General features: G+C 61.1%; 13 protein-coding genes, 2 tRNA genes and 1 rRNA gene. 6 read left to right on the forward strand and 10 right to left on the reverse strand.

Annotated elements, in window-relative coordinates:
- Positions 1-21 precede the first annotated feature (21 nt).
- From O5O48_RS06665 to O5O48_RS06710, 10 genes are all read right to left on the reverse strand, one after another.
- Positions 22-636, reverse strand: coding sequence for a TetR/AcrR family transcriptional regulator (locus O5O48_RS06665; RefSeq protein ID WP_233048485.1), 615 nt, complete (start codon positions 634-636; stop codon positions 22-24).
- A gap of 7 nt (positions 637-643) precedes the next feature.
- Positions 644-2,269, reverse strand: coding sequence for a PHA/PHB synthase family protein (locus tag O5O48_RS06670; protein ID WP_269688487.1), 1,626 nt, complete (start codon positions 2,267-2,269; stop codon positions 644-646).
- Between the two features lie 106 nt (positions 2,270-2,375).
- Positions 2,376-3,242, reverse strand: a complete 867-nt coding sequence (gene phaZ / locus O5O48_RS06675) for a poly(3-hydroxyalkanoate) depolymerase (protein WP_088276131.1) — start codon at positions 3,240-3,242, stop codon at positions 2,376-2,378.
- A gap of 24 nt (positions 3,243-3,266) precedes the next feature.
- Complete coding sequence (gene phaC, locus O5O48_RS06680; RefSeq protein ID WP_269688488.1) at positions 3,267-4,949, reverse strand: class II poly(R)-hydroxyalkanoic acid synthase; 1,683 nt, start codon at positions 4,947-4,949, stop codon at positions 3,267-3,269.
- Positions 4,950-5,133: 184 nt separating this feature from the next.
- On the reverse strand, positions 5,134-5,514 hold the full coding sequence (locus tag O5O48_RS06685; protein ID WP_228247033.1) for a gamma-butyrobetaine hydroxylase-like domain-containing protein: 381 nt from the start codon (positions 5,512-5,514) through the stop codon (positions 5,134-5,136).
- An 80-nt stretch (positions 5,515-5,594) separates the two neighbouring features.
- Entirely contained in the window at positions 5,595-6,935 is a 1,341-nt protein-coding gene (gene hslU, locus O5O48_RS06690; protein ID WP_228247032.1) for an ATP-dependent protease ATPase subunit HslU, read from the reverse strand.
- A gap of 19 nt (positions 6,936-6,954) precedes the next feature.
- On the reverse strand, positions 6,955-7,485 hold the full coding sequence (gene hslV, locus O5O48_RS06695; protein WP_088276135.1) for an ATP-dependent protease subunit HslV: 531 nt from the start codon (positions 7,483-7,485) through the stop codon (positions 6,955-6,957).
- A 124-nt stretch (positions 7,486-7,609) separates the two neighbouring features.
- Positions 7,610-8,182, reverse strand: coding sequence for an SPOR domain-containing protein (locus O5O48_RS06700; RefSeq protein WP_233048483.1), 573 nt, complete (start codon positions 8,180-8,182; stop codon positions 7,610-7,612).
- A gap of 4 nt (positions 8,183-8,186) precedes the next feature.
- Positions 8,187-9,932, reverse strand: coding sequence for an arginine--tRNA ligase (gene argS, locus O5O48_RS06705; protein WP_233048482.1), 1,746 nt, complete (start codon positions 9,930-9,932; stop codon positions 8,187-8,189).
- 493 nt (positions 9,933-10,425) lie between these two features.
- On the reverse strand, positions 10,426-12,642 hold the full coding sequence (locus tag O5O48_RS06710; protein WP_269688489.1) for a primosomal protein N': 2,217 nt from the start codon (positions 12,640-12,642) through the stop codon (positions 10,426-10,428).
- Between the two features lie 221 nt (positions 12,643-12,863).
- Here O5O48_RS06710 and rpmE point away from each other — a divergent pair, with 221 nt between their 5' ends.
- The 6 genes from rpmE (at position 12,864) to O5O48_RS06740 (ending at position 17,790) form a co-directional block, all read left to right on the forward strand.
- A complete protein-coding gene (gene rpmE, locus O5O48_RS06715; protein WP_088276158.1) occupies positions 12,864-13,076 on the forward strand; it encodes a 50S ribosomal protein L31 in 213 nt (70 codons plus the stop codon).
- 7 nt (positions 13,077-13,083) lie between these two features.
- A complete protein-coding gene (locus O5O48_RS06720) occupies positions 13,084-13,902 on the forward strand; it encodes a thermonuclease family protein (protein WP_233048479.1) in 819 nt (272 codons plus the stop codon).
- 130 nt (positions 13,903-14,032) lie between these two features.
- Positions 14,033-15,295, forward strand: a complete 1,263-nt coding sequence (locus O5O48_RS06725) for a malic enzyme-like NAD(P)-binding protein (protein WP_088276140.1) — start codon at positions 14,033-14,035, stop codon at positions 15,293-15,295.
- 715 nt (positions 15,296-16,010) lie between these two features.
- Positions 16,011-17,547, forward strand: a 16S ribosomal RNA gene (locus O5O48_RS06730).
- A gap of 66 nt (positions 17,548-17,613) precedes the next feature.
- Positions 17,614-17,690 (forward strand) — tRNA-Ile (locus tag O5O48_RS06735).
- Between the two features lie 24 nt (positions 17,691-17,714).
- Positions 17,715-17,790, forward strand: a tRNA-Ala gene (locus tag O5O48_RS06740).
- Positions 17,791-18,004 lie beyond the last annotated feature (214 nt).

Genomic DNA, 18,004 nt, shown 5'->3' on the forward strand with positions numbered 1-18,004 from the left:
TGGCTGCTTGAGAGTGGGCGATCAGTTGTAGCGGTCGATCAGCAGCTGCATCCATTCGGCGGTCTCCTCGTCGAGGCAGGGGCGCAACAGGCCGAGCATCTGCTGTACGCCGCCGGCGGCATCGACTTCGCCGTCTCCGGCGACGCGCTGGTAGTCGAGCCAGAACAGGGTGGTCTGGCACAGCGCGTCAAGCAGCCGTTGCTCCGCGTCCTCATCGCAGATCAGATGGCCACTGTTGCGCAGGGCCCGCAGCACCTGATTCAGTCGGCTGCGCAGCGCCGCCAACCACGGGCGCATGGCATGGCGCAGGAACGGATAGCGCCCCATCAGGTTGGACAGATCCTGGAACAGGAAGCGGTGAGTGGCGATGGCTTCGAAGAGCAGGTGCAGCAGCAGCCAGAGGTCGTCGGGTGAGGCATCGTCGGGTTCTTCTGGGCTGACCAGCAGGCTGTGGGTGGAAAGCAGAAAGTCATCGACCAGCGCCTCCAGCAGTGCTTCCTTGCCCTTGAAGTGGTAATACAGGTTGCCCGGACTGATCTCCAGCTCGTTGGCGATGTCCAGGGTGGTGACGTTGGGCTCGCCGTCGGCATTGTAGAGTTCCAGAGTGCAGAGCAGGATGCGATCGCGGGTCTTCATCGGTTACTCATTGCTGTTGAACGTATTGGCCGGGCGCCGGGCCGTGGCCGCCATCGGCGTGAGTCGGTGCGCTGATCAGATCGCCGCTGTAGCGCTTCAGCCAGCCAGTCCAGGCCAACCACCAACTGCCCTGCTGTGCTTCGGCTGTGGCCAGCCAGGCGTCGGCAGAAGCGCAGGTGACCTGGCCGTGCTGGAAGTGCGCGCGTGGATGGCCGGGCGGGCACAGCAGGCCCTGAATATGGCCACTGTGGCACAGATTGAAGACTTTCTCGCCCCCCAGACGGGTACCGGGGTAGGTGTTTTGCCAAGGCACGATGTGATCCCGCCGCGCGGCCAGATGCCAGCTGGGCAGGGTCACTGCGCTGAGGTCGATTGCTTCACCGTTCAGCTGCAGGCTGCCGGGCTGGCCAAGCGGGTCGCGGTCGAACAGGTCGAGCAGGTCCTCGACCAGTTGCGCCGGCAGGCGGGTGTGATCGTGTCCCCAGGTGCTGACCGGGCAGTCCTTCAGCTCGCGGCCCAGCCCGTAACGGGTGACGGCCGGTATCCAAACCAGTTGTTCCGGCCGCATCCAGCCGAACAGGGCGCCGCTGCTGCGGGCGTCGAGGTAGCCGTCGCGCCAGACCCGCTGGCGCAGGCGCTGTCGGGTTGCCGGGCCGCTCAGGCGCATCAGGTCGGTCTGCAGGCGAGTATCCAGCGGGGTCACCAGCAGACTGAGTGCATTCAGTTGGCTAGGGCGGCCTGCGGCCTGCTGCCAGGCGCAGACCAGGGCAGCGATCAGGCCGCCGCTGCAGACACCGGTGAGTGTTGCCTGGGGGCTGGCGCTGTGCTGCAGGCACTCGCTCAGCGCGCGCTGGCTAGCGCTGACGTAGCGGCCCAGCCCCCAGTTGCAGTGGCTGGGATTGGGATTGCGCCAGCTGATCAGGTAGACCTGCAGCCCCTGTTGCAGGGCATGGCGGATCAGACTGGTGTCCGGGGTCAGATCAAGCAGGTAAAAGCGGTTGATCGGCGGCGGAACGATCAGCAGCGGAGTGTTGTGGACGCGGTCAGTCAATGGCTGATAGCAAAGCAGCTCGAACTCGGCGTGGCGGGCGATTACCTGGCCAGGGCTGCAGGCGATGTCACGCCCGAGCAGGTGACGGGTATCCAGATTGGGTTGGGCAAAGGGGCGACCGCTGGCCAGGTCGGTCCAGAGGTTATGTGCGCCCCGGCACAGGCTATGACCCCGGCTTTGGCGGGCGGCGTCGAGCACCTCAGGGTTGAGCAGGCTGTTGCTGGGTGCTACGGCGGCAGCCACTTGCTCCAGCAGCCAGCGCAGTTGCGCGCGCTCGTGCTCTGCCATCTCCAGGCCGTTGAGCCATGCGTTCAGCGGCTGCTGCCAGGCGTACCAAAGCTGCAAAATGCGTTGTGGCATGGTTGCCTGCCAGCCCGGGTGGCTGAAGCGGGGGTCGCCCTCCGGTACGTCGATATCCAGCTGGCCGAGCAATGCTTGCAGGGCCTTGCCCAGGGTTTGGAGCAGGTAATCTGCATGGTGGCAGGGTTGTTGGCTCAGGCTGCGCAGCAGTGCCAGCAGACTCTGCGACAGGTCTCGCCCGATAGCGCTTTGGCGCGTTCGTCCTTGTGAGTGCTCGGGCATCCAGCGTTCCTGATCCAGATCCGTGTCTCGTGTCGCAGTCTAACGCAAGCAGGCCCTGTACGGGGCTGTGTCGAGGGTGCCTTGCTGGCGTTGGCGCTGTGCCTGATCAGCCATGCCCGGGAGCCTGCTTGATGGAGGCAGGGTGCCGGATGACGGCGGGCTGTTTCTCCTCTGACAGAAACGCCATGATCATCGGAGCGACACTCTGTGCGCGCGTCACCAGAAACAGGTGGCCGTCGTCGATCACATGCAGCTCCGAGTTGGGAATGCGCCAGGCCAGCAGCTTCATATTGATCAACGGAATGATCGGGTCGTCGTCACCGGCCAGAATCAGCGTCGGCTGCCGGATCTTGTGCAGCCAGTGCACGCTGGTCCAGCCCAGCCCCGCGAACAGTTGCCAGTAGTAGCCCAGCTTGCCGGAGGATCGCACCTTGGCTGCGTGCTTCTCGGCCAGATGCGGGTCGCGGCGGAATGCGCCGCCATAGATATCGGGGGCGATGGTGACGCCGTGCGAGGGCTGAATGTAGCGCCGCGGGCTGGCCATCTTCATCAGTACGGCCGGCCGACCGGGGACCATTACGGCTCCAGCCGAGGTAGCCGCCAGAATCAGCTTCTTGCAACGCTCGGGGTGGCTGTAGGCAAACTGCTGCGCCAGCGCGCCCCCCCAGGACACGCCGATGACGTTGACCTGGGAGTAGTCGAGGTAGTCGAGCATGCGTGCGGCCAGCTTGGCCAGACCGGGGAACCGGAACGGCGTCATCGGCGTGGATGAGCCGCCGACACCGGGCACATCGAAGGCGATGACCTCCAGGTCCGGGTCCAGCGCTTCGATGAACGGAAACACCAGTTCCAGGTTGGCGCCAATGCCATTGAAGATCAGCAGCGGAGGCAGCGAGCTCGAGCCCGGGCGAACGGCTGTACGCAGGTACTGACCGTCCAGCTCGATGGTGCGAAATATGATGGACTGCGGCATGGGCTGCTCTCAGTTTTGCGCCGATCAGCGCTCGTGTACGTAAGTGCCGGGTGCGGGCTCCAGCGCCGGATACGACTGGTTGCCAAGCACCGCAGGGGCCGGCTTGCGCTTGCCGCCGCGGGCATGCAGCCAGTCCCGCCAGTATTGCCACCAGGAGTCGGACTGTTTGGTCGCGGTTTCCAGCCAGTGTTTGGCATCGCCACTCATGTCGCCGCTGGTAAAGAAGCGCGCCTTGGGGTTGCCTGGCGGATTAAGAATACTCTGGATGTGGCCGCTGGAGGACAGTACGAATTCACACTTGCCGCCCATTAGTTTGGCTGATTTGTAGCACGATTCCCATGGCGTGATGTGATCGTTTAGCCCGGCAATGACAAAGAAGTCGCTCTTGACCTGCTTCAGGTCGATCGGCGTGCCGCTGACTTCCAGTGCGCCGGGGCGGGTCAGCGGGTTGGTCTTGAACATCTCCAGGAATTCGCCGTGCAACGCGGCCGGCAGGCGGGTGGTGTCGTTGTTCCAGAACAGGATGTCGAATACCGGCGGTTCGTTGCCCAGCAGGTAGTTGTTGACCCAGTAGTTCCAGATCAGGTCGTTGGGGCGCATCCAGGCAAAGATGCGTGCCATGTCGCGGCCTTCCAGTACGCCGCTCTGGTAGGACATGCGGCGAGCGGCCTCAATTGAGCGCTCGTCGGCAAACAGCGCGACCTGGGTCTTGAGTTCGGTATCCAGCACGCTGACCAGCAGGGTGTAGGAGTGGACCTTCTTTTCCTTCAGCGCCGCGTAGTGGCCGAGCAGGGAGACGGTGGTGATGCCGCCGGAGCAGGCGCCAAGCATGCTCAGGTCCTTGCTGCCGGTCACGTCCAGTACCACGTCGACGGCTTCCTTGAGGGCGTCGATGTAGGTACTCAGACCCCACTCACGATGGCTCTTGGTCGGGTTGCGCCAGCTGACCACGAAGCCCTGCATATGGTTGCTGACCAGGTAGCGGGCCAGGCTCTTGTCGGGTGACAGATCGAAGACGTAAAACTTGTTGATCTGCGGCGGTACCACCAGCACCGGGCGTTCATAGACTTCTTCGGTCAGTGGCTTGTACTGGATCAGTTCCAGCACCTCATTGCGGAAAATCACCGAGCCGCGAGTGGTGGCCAGGTTGCCGCCGACCTCGAAGGCATTCATGTTCACCTGGCTTGGCATGCCACCGTTGTGGGCGATGTCCTTGGCCATGTGGGTGAGACCGTCGAGGATGCTCTTGCCGCCGGTCTCGAAAAAGCGCTTGAGTGCAGCCGGATTGAGTGCGGTGTTGGTCGGCGACATAGCCTCGGTCATCAGGGCGATGACAAACTGGGCGCGGCTTATGTCCTGGGCCGACAGATCGGAGCTGGTAATCCAGCTGTTCAGTTCCTTGCGCCAGGCCAGATAGGTCTGCATGTAACGGCGGTACAGCGGGTTCTGGCTCCAGGTCGGATCGACAAAGCGGCGGTCGTCGGCACTGGGAGCCAGTTGCGAGCGACCGAGCATCACATCGGTCACCGCCATGCCGAGGCGACCCAGATGGCGAATACTGTGCAGCGGTTGTTTGACAGTTTGCCTCAGCACCATGCGGGCAGTGCTGACAAGATCACGTGCCGGAACACCAACCACGGGGTTGGGGCCGAGAATATGTTCGCTGGCCTTGTTGGCCAGATTTTCATTATTGGTTTTATCGCCCATTTTCAACGCTCCAGTCTGAGGCAGGGAAGCCGCTCCGAATGCAGTCCAGCAAGAATTGAACCAGCTTGTTGGTGTCGCATTCTTGAGACACGTTAGCATGCGGCTTGATTGCTGTTAACGCCTTTTTAGGCAGGTCAACTAAATCAGAGCCATATGTCAAACAGGTGTTGAGGCGAGCGCCCTGTCAGGGGATGAAGCGGATTGCGCTGACGTCAGGGTCGCGCGATGCACCAGTCTGGTGCAGCTCGTCAAGGTAGGCTTGCCAGCGCTGCGCCTGTTCGGTGGCGAGGCGGTAGAGATAGTCCCAGCTGTAGAGGCCGCTGTCGTGACCGTCATCAAACACCAGCTTCAGGGCGTAGCGCCCGGCTGGCTCGACGCCGACTAGGGCAACGTTGATCTTGCCGGTCTGCAGGACGGGACGGCCATGTCCGCGCACCTCGGCAGAGGGTGACAGCACGCGCAGGTATTCGGCGGGCAACTGATAGCTGCGACCGTCGGCATATCCCAGCTCCAGCGTGCGCGAGGCCTTGTGCAACTTGATGCGGGTCGGGATAGGTGCAGGCATGGCAGAGTCCTGAGCTTCAAGCAGATCGCATGGCGCGCACGATCTGCTGTTCGCTTGCCGCTTGAAGCTTGCGGCTTGAGTTAAAGAATATAGCGTGACAGGTCTTCGTTGACGGCCAGCTCACCGAGGTGACTGTCGACGTAGGCGGCGTCGATAACCAGCGGCTGATCGTCGTGCTTGGCGGCCAGATCGGCGGCGCTGAACGAGACTTCTTCCAGCAGGCGCTCCAGCACCGTGTGCAGACGACGGGCACCGATGTTTTCAGTCTTCTCGTTGACCTGCCAGGCGATTTCCGCGAGGCGGCTGACGGCATCAGGGGCGAACTCGATGTTCAGGTTCTCGGTCGCCATCAAAGCGCGATACTGCTCGGTCAGCGAGGCATCCGGTTCGGTCAGGATGCGCTCAAAGTCGCTCGGCGTCAGCGATTGCAGTTCAACCCGAATCGGCAGGCGGCCCTGCAGCTCGGGAATCAGGTCCGAGGGCTTGGTCAGGTGGAAGGCGCCGGAGGCGATGAACAGGATGTGGTCGGTCTTGACCATGCCGAACTTGGTGTTGACCGTGCAGCCTTCGATCAGTGGCAGCAGGTCGCGCTGTACGCCTTCGCGGGAAACGTCGGCGCCGCTGCCGCTGTCGGCCCGCTTGCTGACCTTGTCGATCTCGTCGAGGAAGACGATGCCGTTCTGCTCGACGGCGTTGATCGCGCGGGTCTTCAGGTCGTCTTCATTAACCAGGCGCGCAGCCTCTTCATCGCGCACCAGCTTGAGCGCATCGCGGACCTTGAGGGTGCGGGTTTTCTTCTTGCCCTTGCCCAGGTTGGAGAACATGTCGCGCAGCTGGCTGGTCATCTCCTCCATGCCCGGTGGGGTCATGATCTCGATGCCGGCCGGCGCATCGGAAACCTCGATCTCGATGTCCTTGTCATCCAGCTCGCCTTCGCGCAGGCGCTTGCGGAACAGCTGACGGGTGCTGCTGTCGGTGCGCTCCGGCTGGTCGCCGGTAGCCGGGCGGGCGCCGGGCAGCAGGGCGTCGAGGATGCGCTCTTCGGCAGCGTCTTCGGCGCGGTAGCGAACCTTGGTCATCTCCTGTTCGCGCAGCAGCTTGATGGCGGCATCGACCAGATCACGGATGATGGATTCGACGTCGCGGCCGACGTACCCCACCTCGGTGAACTTGGTGGCTTCGACCTTGATGAACGGTGCCTGGGCCAGTTTCGCCAGGCGACGGGCGATTTCGGTCTTACCGACACCGGTCGGGCCGATCATCAGGATGTTCTTCGGGGTGACTTCATTGCGCAGCGCCTCGGGCAGCTGCTGACGGCGCCAGCGGTTACGCAGGGCGATGGCGACGGCGCGCTTGGCATCCTGCTGACCGATGATGTGTCGGTCCAGCTCGTGCACGATCTCACGGGGTGTCATGGACATGGGGTTGAATCCGGTCGCCTCAGGTATTGGCGTCCAGCTCCTCGATAGTCAGGTTGCGGTTGGTATAGATGCAGATGTCGCCGGCAATGTTGAGGCTGGTTTCGACGATCTCGCGAGCAGACAGCTCGGTGTGCATCAGCAGGGCGCGCGCGGCGGATTGCGCGTAGGGGCCACCGGAACCGATGGCGATCAACCCTTCTTCAGGCTCGATGACATCGCCGTTGCCGGTGATGATCAGCGAGGCGTCCTTGTTGGCGACGGCCAGCAGGGCCTCAAGCTTGCGCAGGGCGCGGTCGGTGCGCCAGTCCTTGGCCAGCTCGACGGCGGCGCGGACGAGGTTGCCCTGGTGTTTTTCCAGTTGGGCTTCAAAGCGTTCGAACAGGGTAAAGGCATCGGCGGTACCACCGGCGAAACCGGCAATGACCTGATCCTTGTAGAGGCGGCGTACCTTGCGGGCGTTGCCCTTCATGACGGTGTTGCCGAGGGATACCTGGCCGTCACCACCGATCACGACCTTGCCGTGGCGGCGTACGGATACGATTGTAGTCACGCGCAACTCCTGGTTGGCTGTGGGGGAAAAAGTGGCAGGATCGCTGCCTTGCATCCTGATCTGGGGGCACTGATCAGGATTTCAAGGCAAAGCTGGATGCGCCCGAGCAACGGGCGCGAGAGGCTCAGCGCTGTTGCGGCAGCAGGTTGCTGAAGCCGTTGCCGCTGAGGGTGCGCTGGGCCTGGGTCATGCTGTCCTTGTTGTTGAACGGGCCAACCTGAACGCGGTACCACTGGTCGCCATTGATGGTGGCGTTCTCCAGTTTCACGTCCATGCCCAGCAGCAGGATCTGCGCGCGCAGCTGGTCGGCATCCGAACGCTGGCGGAAGGAGCCCGCCTGCAGGTAATAGGATGGCCCGCTTGAGGCCGGTTTGCTGGCCTCGGGCGCCGGTGTTGGTGCCGGCGTAGTCTGCGTCGCCTGCTGCGGAGTGCTGACCTCGGACTCCGGCAGCAGTGTGTAGAAATCGTACTGCGGCTTGGGCGTCGTTGGGGGCGCGGCGGGTGTGTTGCTTGGCTTGGGTGGCTCGGGCGAGCGTCGGACCCCCTCGCGGCCCGGTTCGAGTTGCAGCAGGAAGGTAACGAACACACCAATCACCAGACCGCTGACCAGCCACAACCAGCCGGGAATGCCTTTGCGCCGTGGCGCTGATTGCGCGCGGCTGGCGCCGCGGCGAGGGGCTTTGCGTCCTTTTGCCATGCCCTTACATACGCTCCAGAGTGTTGATGCCCAACAGGTTCAGACCCTGCTTGAGGGTACGGCCGGTCAGTGCTGCCAGGCGCAGACGGCTGTCGCGCTGGGTCTCGCTGTCCGCTGCGAGGATCGGGCACTGTTCATAGAAGCTGGAGAAGCGACCGGCCAGCTCGTACAGATAGGTGCAGAGTACGTGCGGGGTGCCTTCGCGAGCAACGTAATTCAGCGTGGCGTTGAATTGCGCCAGATGCGCGCCCAGCTCGGTCTCGGCCGGCTCGACCAGAGCCATAGGTGCCAGATCGGCGACCGAATCCATGCTGCGTTCCAATTTGCGGAATACGCTGGCAACACGGGTATAGGCGTACATCATGTAGGGCGCGGTATTGCCCTCGAAGCTCAGCATCAGGTCGAAGTTGAAGCTGTAGTCGCTGCTGCGGTGCTTGGAGAGGTCGGCGTACTTGACCGCGCCGATACCCACGGCGGTGCCGATGGCGCGCAGCTCGTCGGACGGCAGCTCCGGGTTCTTCTCTTTAACCAGGCGCAGAGCACGCTGCTCTGCCTCGTCGAGCAGGTCGACCAGCTTGACGGTGCCGCCGTCGCGGGTCTTGAACGGCTTGCCGTCGGCACCGTTCATGGTGCCGAAGCCCATGTGCTCAAGTTGCATGTCGGCGGGAACAAAGCCGGCTGCCCGGGCCACGGCAAACACCTGCTGGAAGTGCAGCGCCTGACGCTGATCGACAAAGTACAGCACGCGATTGGCGTGCAGCTCGGCATGGCGGTAGCGCATGGCGGCCAGGTCGGTGGTGGCATACAGATAGCCGCCGCCGGCCTTTTGTACGATCACCGGCAGCGGGTTACCCTCTGCGTTCCTGAACTGCTCGAGGAATACGCACTGGGCGCCATCGCTCTCGGTCAGCAGACCGGCGCTGCGCAGATCGGCAACGATGCCCGGCAGATCGGCGTTGTAGGCGCTTTCGCCGCGCACATCTGCGGGCGTCAGGCTGACGCCGAGGCGGTCGTAGACGGCCTGGCAATGGCCGAGGGAAATGCTGTTGAAGCGTTCCCACAGAGCCAGACAGGACGGCTCGCCAGCCTGCAGGTCGACCACGCGCTGGCGCGCGCGGGCGGCGAAGTCTTCGCTCTCGTCGAAGCGCTTCTTGGCCTGGCGGTAGAAATTCTCCAGATCGCCCAGCTCGGCTTCGGCGTCGACGCTGTGCTCTTCCATATAGGCCAGCAGCATGCCGAACTGGGTGCCCCAGTCGCCCACATGATTCTGACGGATCACGGTGTGGCCGAGGAATTCGAGGATGCGGGCAACGGCGTCACCGATGATCGAGGAGCGCAGATGGCCGACGTGCATCTCCTTGGCCAGGTTTGGCGAGGAGTAATCGACGACGACGCGCTGGGCGGGAACCTCGGCGCGCACGCTCAGTTGCGGGTCGGCCAGCGCGGCTTCAAGCTGACCGGCCAGCCAGCCGGCATCCTGGAAGAAGTTGATAAAGCCCGGGCCGGCGATGTTGACCGACGCCACCGCCTGATGGGCGGGCAGGGCGGCGATCAGCTTCTCGGCTAGATCGCGCGGCTTCATGCCGGCCGGCTTGGCCAGCATCATCGCCAGGTTGCTGGCGAAGTCGCCGTGGGCCTTGTCGCGCGCGTTCTCGACCTGAATGGAGGGCGAAAGGTCGGTCGGCAGGACGCCGTCGGCCTTGAGGCGGTCTACAGCATCGGCAAGCAGTTGGCTGATCAGGTTCTTCATTTAATGGAGTATCCGGCAGGTGCCCAGTGAAAACCCGACATTATCCGTTTTATGGGGCGGCTTGCCAAACCCTGTGGTCGGTTGGGGTTTGTCGTTGCGGCTGGCGCGGGCTTTATGTAGCTCTGCGGTGGCTGCACAAGGGTGATCGTTCTCTGCAAGGTGCTTTTGTCGAGTTTGCTTTTCGCCTTTTACGGCGAGCCAAGGGGGGCTGCTTGCCCAGCCCCCCTTAGCGATCCCCCGGGCACCCGGCTACGCGGCCCTGCGGGTTCGCTGCGTTGCTCGGCTTGGCAGGGGCCGGCAGAACTCGGCTCTTCGAGCCTCAAACAGGCTGCCGTCCTTTTTCCTGCCAATCCTGCGCTACTCGCCCGCGTAAACGGGGAGTGGGTCCGTGCAGTCTTCACGCATTGCGCCCTCTTTCTGATGGCTCAACCGCAGCGCGATGCAAATACCGGGCGATGGTTCTTTGTCTGTCAGCCTGCCTGATATCAACCTTCTAAAACATATCCAGCGGATCAATATCAATCGACCAGCGCACCTTGCGCGCCTGCGGGTGCTGTTCCAGCATTGGCAGCAGCATGTGCACCAGTTGGTGCAGGGCTGAGCGCTGGGCCGCTTGCAGTAGCAGTTGGGCGCGGTGGCGTCCGGCGCGGCGTTCCATGGGTGAGGGGACCGGGCCGAGCAGGTCGATATCCGGCAGGTTGTGTTGGCCGATCAGCATCTCGGCCTGCTCCAGCGCGGCTTCGAGAAAGTCCTCGGCGGCGCTGGCCTGATTGGCTTCGGCGCGCAGCAGCGCCATGAAACGATAGGGCGGCAGCTGGGCCATTTCGCGCTCGGCCAGTTCGCGCTCGGCAATCGCCGGGTAGCCGCGTTCGGTCAGTTCGATCAGCAGCGGGTGCTCGGCCATGTGGGTCTGAATGATCACCTGCCCCGGCTTTTCGGCGCGTCCGGCGCGTCCGGCGACCTGGGTAATCATCTGTGCCATGCGCTCGGGGCCGCGAAAGTCGGCGGAGAACAGCCCCCCGTCGGCGTCCAGAATGGCGACCAGGGTGACGTTGGGGAAGTGATGCCCCTTTGCAAGCATCTGGGTGCCGACCAGAATGCACGGCCTGGCGCTCTGGATGGTGTCCATCATGTCCTGCATGGCGCGCTTGCGGCTCATGCTCTCGCGATCGATGCGCAGTACGTCGATGTGCGCAAAGCGTTCCTTGAGGAACTCCTCGGTGCGCTCGGTGCCGGCACCCAGCGGGCGCAGGTCCTCGCTCTGGCATTTGGGGCAGTGGCGATCGAGCGGGCGCTGGCTGTTGCAGTGATGGCAGTGCAGGTGCGGCGGCGACTGGTGCACGGTCATGCGCGCGTCGCAGCGCCGGCACTCGGCAATCCAGCCGCAGTCGTGGCACATCAGGGTCGGGGCAAAGCCGCGGCGGTTGATGAACACCAGGACCTGATTGCCGCGCTTGAGGTGTTCGCCGACCAGCTCGGTCAACGGGCGGGAGAGGCCGCCTTCCAGTGGGCGACTGCGGATGTCGAGGCACTGGAAGGTTGGGGCCTTGGCATTGCCGGCGCGAATGGTCAGGCGCAGGTGCCGGTAGCGGCCCTGTTGCACGTTGTGCAGGCTCTCGAACGATGGCGTCGCCGAGCCGAGGATCACCGGGACCTGTTCCAGATGGCCGCGGTAGACCGCGAGATCCCGCGCGTTGTAGCGCAGACCGTCCTGCTGTTTATAGGAAAGGTCGTGTTCCTCATCGACGATGATCAGGCCGGGCCGCGCCAGCGGGGTGAAGATCGCCGAGCGGGTACCAATAACAATGGATGCGTCGCCGTCGCGGGCAGCGATCCAGGCATCCAGTCGCTCGCGATCATTCAGGCCGGAATGGAGAATCACCACCGGTGCGCTGAAGCGCTGTTGAAAGCGGCTCAGGGTTTGGGGGGTCAGGCCGATCTCCGGGATCAGTACCAGCGCCTGGTGGCCGCTGAGCAGGCAGCGCTCAATGGCCTGCAGATAGACCTCGGTCTTGCCGCTGCCGGTTACCCCTTCCAGCAGCCAGGTATGAAAGCCCTCGGCACCGAGAATCGCGTCCAGTGCCGCCTGCTGTTCGGCGTTGGCAGTAAGGTGCGCCTGCCTTAATAAAGGCAGCGGTTCGGCGACATGGTGAGGTGAGCGCTCAATGCGCTGTACCAGGCCCTTGCTCTCAAGGGTAACCAGCGTGTCGCGGCTCAGCCCCCATTGACCGATCAGCGCGTGGGACAGGCCATGCGGATGCTGGGCGAGAATCTGCACCGCCTGCTTTTGCTTGGGCGCACGTTGCACCGCCGGGTGCTCGGGGTAGGCGCCGGGCTGCAGCTGCCAGAGCTGGTCCTGACGGGCTAACGCCGGTTCGCCCTGGCGCAGCAGGACCGGCAGGGCGACACTGAGAGTATCGCCCAGGCCGTGCTGGTAGTAGCGCGCGGTCCATAGACACAGGCGCCAGAGGCTGTCGGGCAGAACTGGCGTCAGGTCGAGTAGTGCCTCGGCGGGCTTGAGTCGATTGGCCGGTACCTCGGTGTGGTCACTGATGCCGGCAATCATGCCCACCATGGCGCGATTGCCGAACGGTACGCGAACCCGCTGGCCCACCTGCAGGTCGGCCGCACTGACTCCCCGCGGCGCGCGGTAGTCGAACAGGCGTCTCAGCGGTGAGGGCAGGGCAACTTGCAGGATAGGTCCGGTCACGCAGATCACTCCATGGGGCGTGGCGCTGATGTTACCACCGACGGGCGCAAAACAATGGTGCTTGCTTCGCTGGCGGATTCTGTTATCATCGCCGGCCTATTTTCCGGTCACTCTGTATGCGCCGCTTGTGGCATGCAGTCACTTGGCTGGTAGAACAGATTCAGAGTGCGGTGCCCGATCAGGTTGATCCGGTGGCGGCACAAACCAACCGAGGACATACCATGAAAGCTGATTTGCATCCGAAGTACGAAGAAATCGAAGCGACCTGCAGCTGCGGCGCGGTGATCAAGACCCGTTCCACCCTGTGCGCTCCGATCCACCTGGACGTCTGCTCCGAGTGCCACCCGTTCTACACCGGTAAGCAGAAGGTTCTGGACACCGGCGGCCGTATCGAGCGCTTCAAGGCTCGCTTTGGTGCGGTCAGCAGCAAGTAAGTTTGCCATGCAGGCCCTTGTGGTTCTGGCGAACGAAAAGAAGGCGTCCCTTGTGGGCGCCTTTTTTCTTGCCTGCAGTTTACTGGCTGGCTGCGTTCAGGCTGACCCGCCACAGGCTTCCTGCGTCATGCCGCCGGGCGTTGAGACGGTGTCTGTACGCAGCGTTACTGATGGCGACACCTTGCGTTTGACCGATGGTCGCCGGCTGCGGCTGGCGGGTATCAATACCCCCGAGATCGGGCGTGACGGCAAGGCGTCGGAGCCCTGGGCGCAGGCCGCGCGGCGCGAGCTGCTGGCGCTGGTCAGCGGCGAGTCGCTGCAGCTCAAGGTCGGTGATGATCCGCGGGATCATTACGGTCGTACGCTGGGCTACCTGTTCGACAGCCACGGCCGCAGCGTTGAGGCGGAGCTGCTGCAGTCCGGTCTTGGTTATGCGGTCGTCATTCCGCCCAATGATGCGTTGGCCGAGTGCCACCTGGCGGCTGAGGCGAATGCGCGTCAGGCTCGGCGAGGGCTCTGGCAGTCTGGTGTGGTGCGCCCGGTGACGCACCTTGATCGTGGTGGCTTTCAGTTGCTGCGTGGCAGCGTCGTTGCGGTCAGTCAGGCCCGTCAGGCGATCTGGATCGACTTGGAAGGGCCGCTGACGCTCAGGCTGGCCCGCCGGGACCTGGTGAACTTTGCGTCTGCGCCGGGCGCCAGTTGGGTTGGGCGAGAGATTGAAGTGCGTGGCTGGGTAGTTGACCGTCGCGAACAGCAAAACGGTTTTCGCCGCTACATGATCAGCCTGCGCCACCCCGCTCAGCTACACCTGTTCAGCAGTGACTGACAACGTCAAGATGACTCAAAGTTGTAAGAGAATGTCCTTGACATTGATCTCGTGAATAACCTTGCGAGGGTGTTTCGTTTTATGTACTCTCCGTCGTCCGCATGAGCAACCTGACCGGAAAATAGTGACCATGTCTGATTTGAGAACTGATGCACTCGCCTATCACGCCAACCCGCGTCCAGGCAAACTGAGCGTTGAACTGACCAAGCCGACCGCGACTGCCCGCGATCTGGCTCTGGCGTACAGCCCGGGTGTAGCAGAGCCGGTGCGTGAAATCGCCAAGGATCTGGAAAACGCCTACAAATACACCGGTAAGGGTAACCTGGTTGCCGTTATCTCTGACGGTACTGCCATTCTGGGTCTGGGTAACCTCGGCCCGCTGGCGAGTAAGCCGGTTATGGAAGGCAAGGGTGTTCTGTTCAAGCGCTTTGCAGGCGTTGACGTATTCGACATCGAAGTTGAAGCCGAAAGCCCGCAAGCCTTCATTGATACCGTCAAGCGCATTTCCTGCACCTTCGGTGGTATCAACCTGGAAGACATCAAGGCGCCCGAGTGCTTTGAAATCGAGCGCGCGCTGATTGAGCAGTGCGACATTCCGGTATTCCACGATGACCAGCACGGTACTGCGATCGTAACCGCAGCCGCGATGATCAACGCGCTGGAACTGGCCGACAAGACCATCGAAGACGCCAAGATCGTCTGCCTGGGTGCCGGTGCTGCTGCTATCGCCTGTATGAAGCTGCTGGTCAGCATGGGCGCCAAGACCGAAAACATCTACATGCTCGACCGCAAGGGCGTGATCCACGCTGGCCGTGATGACCTGAACGAGTACAAGGCCATCTTCGCCACCGAGACTGACAAGCGCACCCTGTCCGACGCCATGAAAGGTGCTGACGTATTCGTTGGTCTGTCTGGCCCGAATCTGCTGCAACCGGCTGAGCTGAAGCTGATGGCTGAAAATCCGATCGTGTTTGCCTGCTCGAACCCGGATCCGGAGATCGATCCCGAGCTGGCTCACGCTTCGCGTCCTGACGTGATCATGGCTACTGGCCGCTCCGACTACCCGAACCAGGTTAACAATGTTCTGGGCTTCCCCTTCATCTTCCGTGGTGCCCTGGACGTTCGCGCGACCCGCATCAACGAAGAAATGAAGATCGCTGCGGTTCACGCTATCCGCGAACTGGCCAAAGAGCCGGTGCCGGACTACGTTTCCGAAGCGTACGGCGGGATTGCTCTGGAATTCGGTCGTGAGTACATCATTCCGAAGCCGATGGATATTCGCCTGATCGAGAAGGTGCCGGCTGCCGTTGCGCAAGCTGCCATCGACTCCGGTGTGGCGACTCTGCCTTATCCGGCGCACTACCCGCTGAAGTCTGTTGAAGACGTGAAGTAAGCGCTTGGTGCAAGAAAAGCCCGCTTCGGCGGGTTTTTTTGTGCCTGCGCAGTCGTCTCGTTGTTCGGGTGGGTGTGAGTTGCGGGTTGCAGGTTTGGTCTGCGGCCGGACTGGTCGTCGCAGGCGCAACGCCTGCAAGCGGCTTATTTATCGTTCGGTGTGAATTGCTGAAAAAAGGCTTGACGGAAAATCTGACGGGCCTATAATTCGCCTCCTCGTCGGGCAGGATGCTTCGCTTAAAGCGCTTATTAATCAATAAGTTAGCTTTAAAATGAAGCTTGACAATCCAGCGAGATGGCGTAGAATGCGCCGCCTCGAAAGGGTTGTTCGAAAGACGCCAGTTCGAGTGAGATGAGAAGTTCTCATCAGGTTGTTTGGAAGGTGTTGACAGCAGGGTTTGATCCTGTAGAATGCGCCTCCCTGACCCGGAAAGCGAAGGCTTTTCCAGGTTGCTCAAGCGGGTTTTGAAGCGGTTAAAAACTTCAAATAAAAGCTTGACAGAACATAAGGTTAGCGTAGAATTCGCGGCCTTGGTTGAGCGGAAACGCTGACCGAATCGCTCTTTAACAATTTGAATCAAGTAATTCGTGTGGGTGCTTGCTGAATGTGCTCGATGATCAGAAAGATTATCAGCCTAGCAAGTAACTCTGTGAATTCATGAGTTTTTTGTAAAGCTGAGCCAAGTTTAGGGTTTTCTCAAAACCCAATCAGTATTTAACTGAAGAGTTTGATCATGGCTCAGATTGAACGCTGGCGGCAGGCCTAACACATGCAAGTCGAGCGGATGAAGGGAGCTTGCTCCCGGATTTAGCGGCGGACGGGTGAGTAATGCCTAGGAATCTGCCTGGTAGTGGGGGACAACGACTCGAAAGGGTCGCTAATACCGCATACGTCCTACGGGAGAAAGTGGGGGATCTTCGGACCTCACGCTATCAGATGAGCCTAGGTCGGATTAGCTAGTAGGTGAGGTAATGGCTCACCTAGGCAACGATCCGTAACTGGTCTGAGAGGATGATCAGTCACACTGGAACTGAGACACGGTCCAGACTCCTACGGGAGGCAGCAGTGGGGAATATTGGACAATGGGCGAAAGCCTGATCCAGCCATGCCGCGTGTGTGAAGAAGGTCTTCGGATTGTAAAGCACTTTAAGTTGGGAGGAAGGGTTGTAGTTTAATACGCTGCAATCTTGACGTTACCAACAGAATAAGCACCGGCTAACTCTGTGCCAGCAGCCGCGGTAATACAGAGGGTGCAAGCGTTAATCGGAATTACTGGGCGTAAAGCGCGCGTAGGCGGCTTGATAAGATGGGTGTGAAATCCCCGGGCTTAACCTGGGAACTGCATCCATAACTGTCTGGCTAGAGTACAGTAGAGGGTGGTGGAATTTCCTGTGTAGCGGTGAAATGCGTAGATATAGGAAGGAACACCAGTGGCGAAGGCGACCACCTGGACTGATACTGACGCTGAGGTGCGAAAGCGTGGGGAGCAAACAGGATTAGATACCCTGGTAGTCCACGCCGTAAACGATGTCTACTAGCCGTTGGAATCCTTGAGATTTTAGTGGCGCAGCTAACGCACTAAGTAGACCGCCTGGGGAGTACGGTCGCAAGATTAAAACTCAAATGAATTGACGGGGGCCCGCACAAGCGGTGGAGCATGTGGTTTAATTCGAAGCAACGCGAAGAACCTTACCTGGCCTTGACATGCAGAGAACTTTCCAGAGATGGATTGGTGCCTTCGGGAACTCTGACACAGGTGCTGCATGGCTGTCGTCAGCTCGTGTCGTGAGATGTTGGGTTAAGTCCCGTAACGAGCGCAACCCTTGTCCTTAGTTACCAGCACGTTATGGTGGGCACTCTAAGGAGACTGCCGGTGACAAACCGGAGGAAGGTGGGGATGACGTCAAGTCATCATGGCCCTTACGGCCAGGGCTACACACGTGCTACAATGGTCGGTACAGAGGGTTGCCAAGCCGCGAGGTGGAGCTAATCCCATAAAACCGATCGTAGTCCGGATTGGAGTCTGCAACTCGACTCCATGAAGTCGGAATCGCTAGTAATCGTGGATCAGAATGCCACGGTGAATACGTTCCCGGGCCTTGTACACACCGCCCGTCACACCATGGGAGTGGGTTGCACCAGAAGTAGCTAGTCTAACCTTCGGGAGGACGGTTACCACGGTGTGATTCATGACTGGGGTGAAGTCGTAACAAGGTAGCCGTAGGGGAACCTGCGGCTGGATCACCTCCTTAATCGAAAGATCTCGGCTGTTCCTCAAGCACTCACACGAATTACTTGATTCAGAAAGAAAGGCGATTGGGTCTGTAGCTCAGTTGGTTAGAGCGCACCCCTGATAAGGGTGAGGTCGGCAGTTCGAATCTGCCCAGACCCACCAATTGTCGAGGTGTAAGGTCTGAACGGGGCCATAGCTCAGCTGGGAGAGCGCCTGCCTTGCACGCAGGAGGTCAGCGGTTCGATCCCGCTTGGCTCCACCAGGACGACGCAGCACACGCCATAGAATGGAACTCAGAGTTCATATATGAACAATCAAGCCCTTGATTGTTGATATCTGGTCTCTGAACCAGACGCTCTTTAAAAATTTGGATATGTGATAGAAGTACAGACACATGGCATGTTTCACTGCATGCAATGTGGCTAAGGTAAACTTGTAATCTCAAGTGCAAGTTCCGGAATTGTCGTTAATTCTGT

It is taken from the genome of Halopseudomonas sp. MFKK-1 (assembly GCF_027474385.1).
GTDB classification, from domain to species: Bacteria; Pseudomonadota; Gammaproteobacteria; order Pseudomonadales; family Pseudomonadaceae; genus Halopseudomonas; species Halopseudomonas aestusnigri.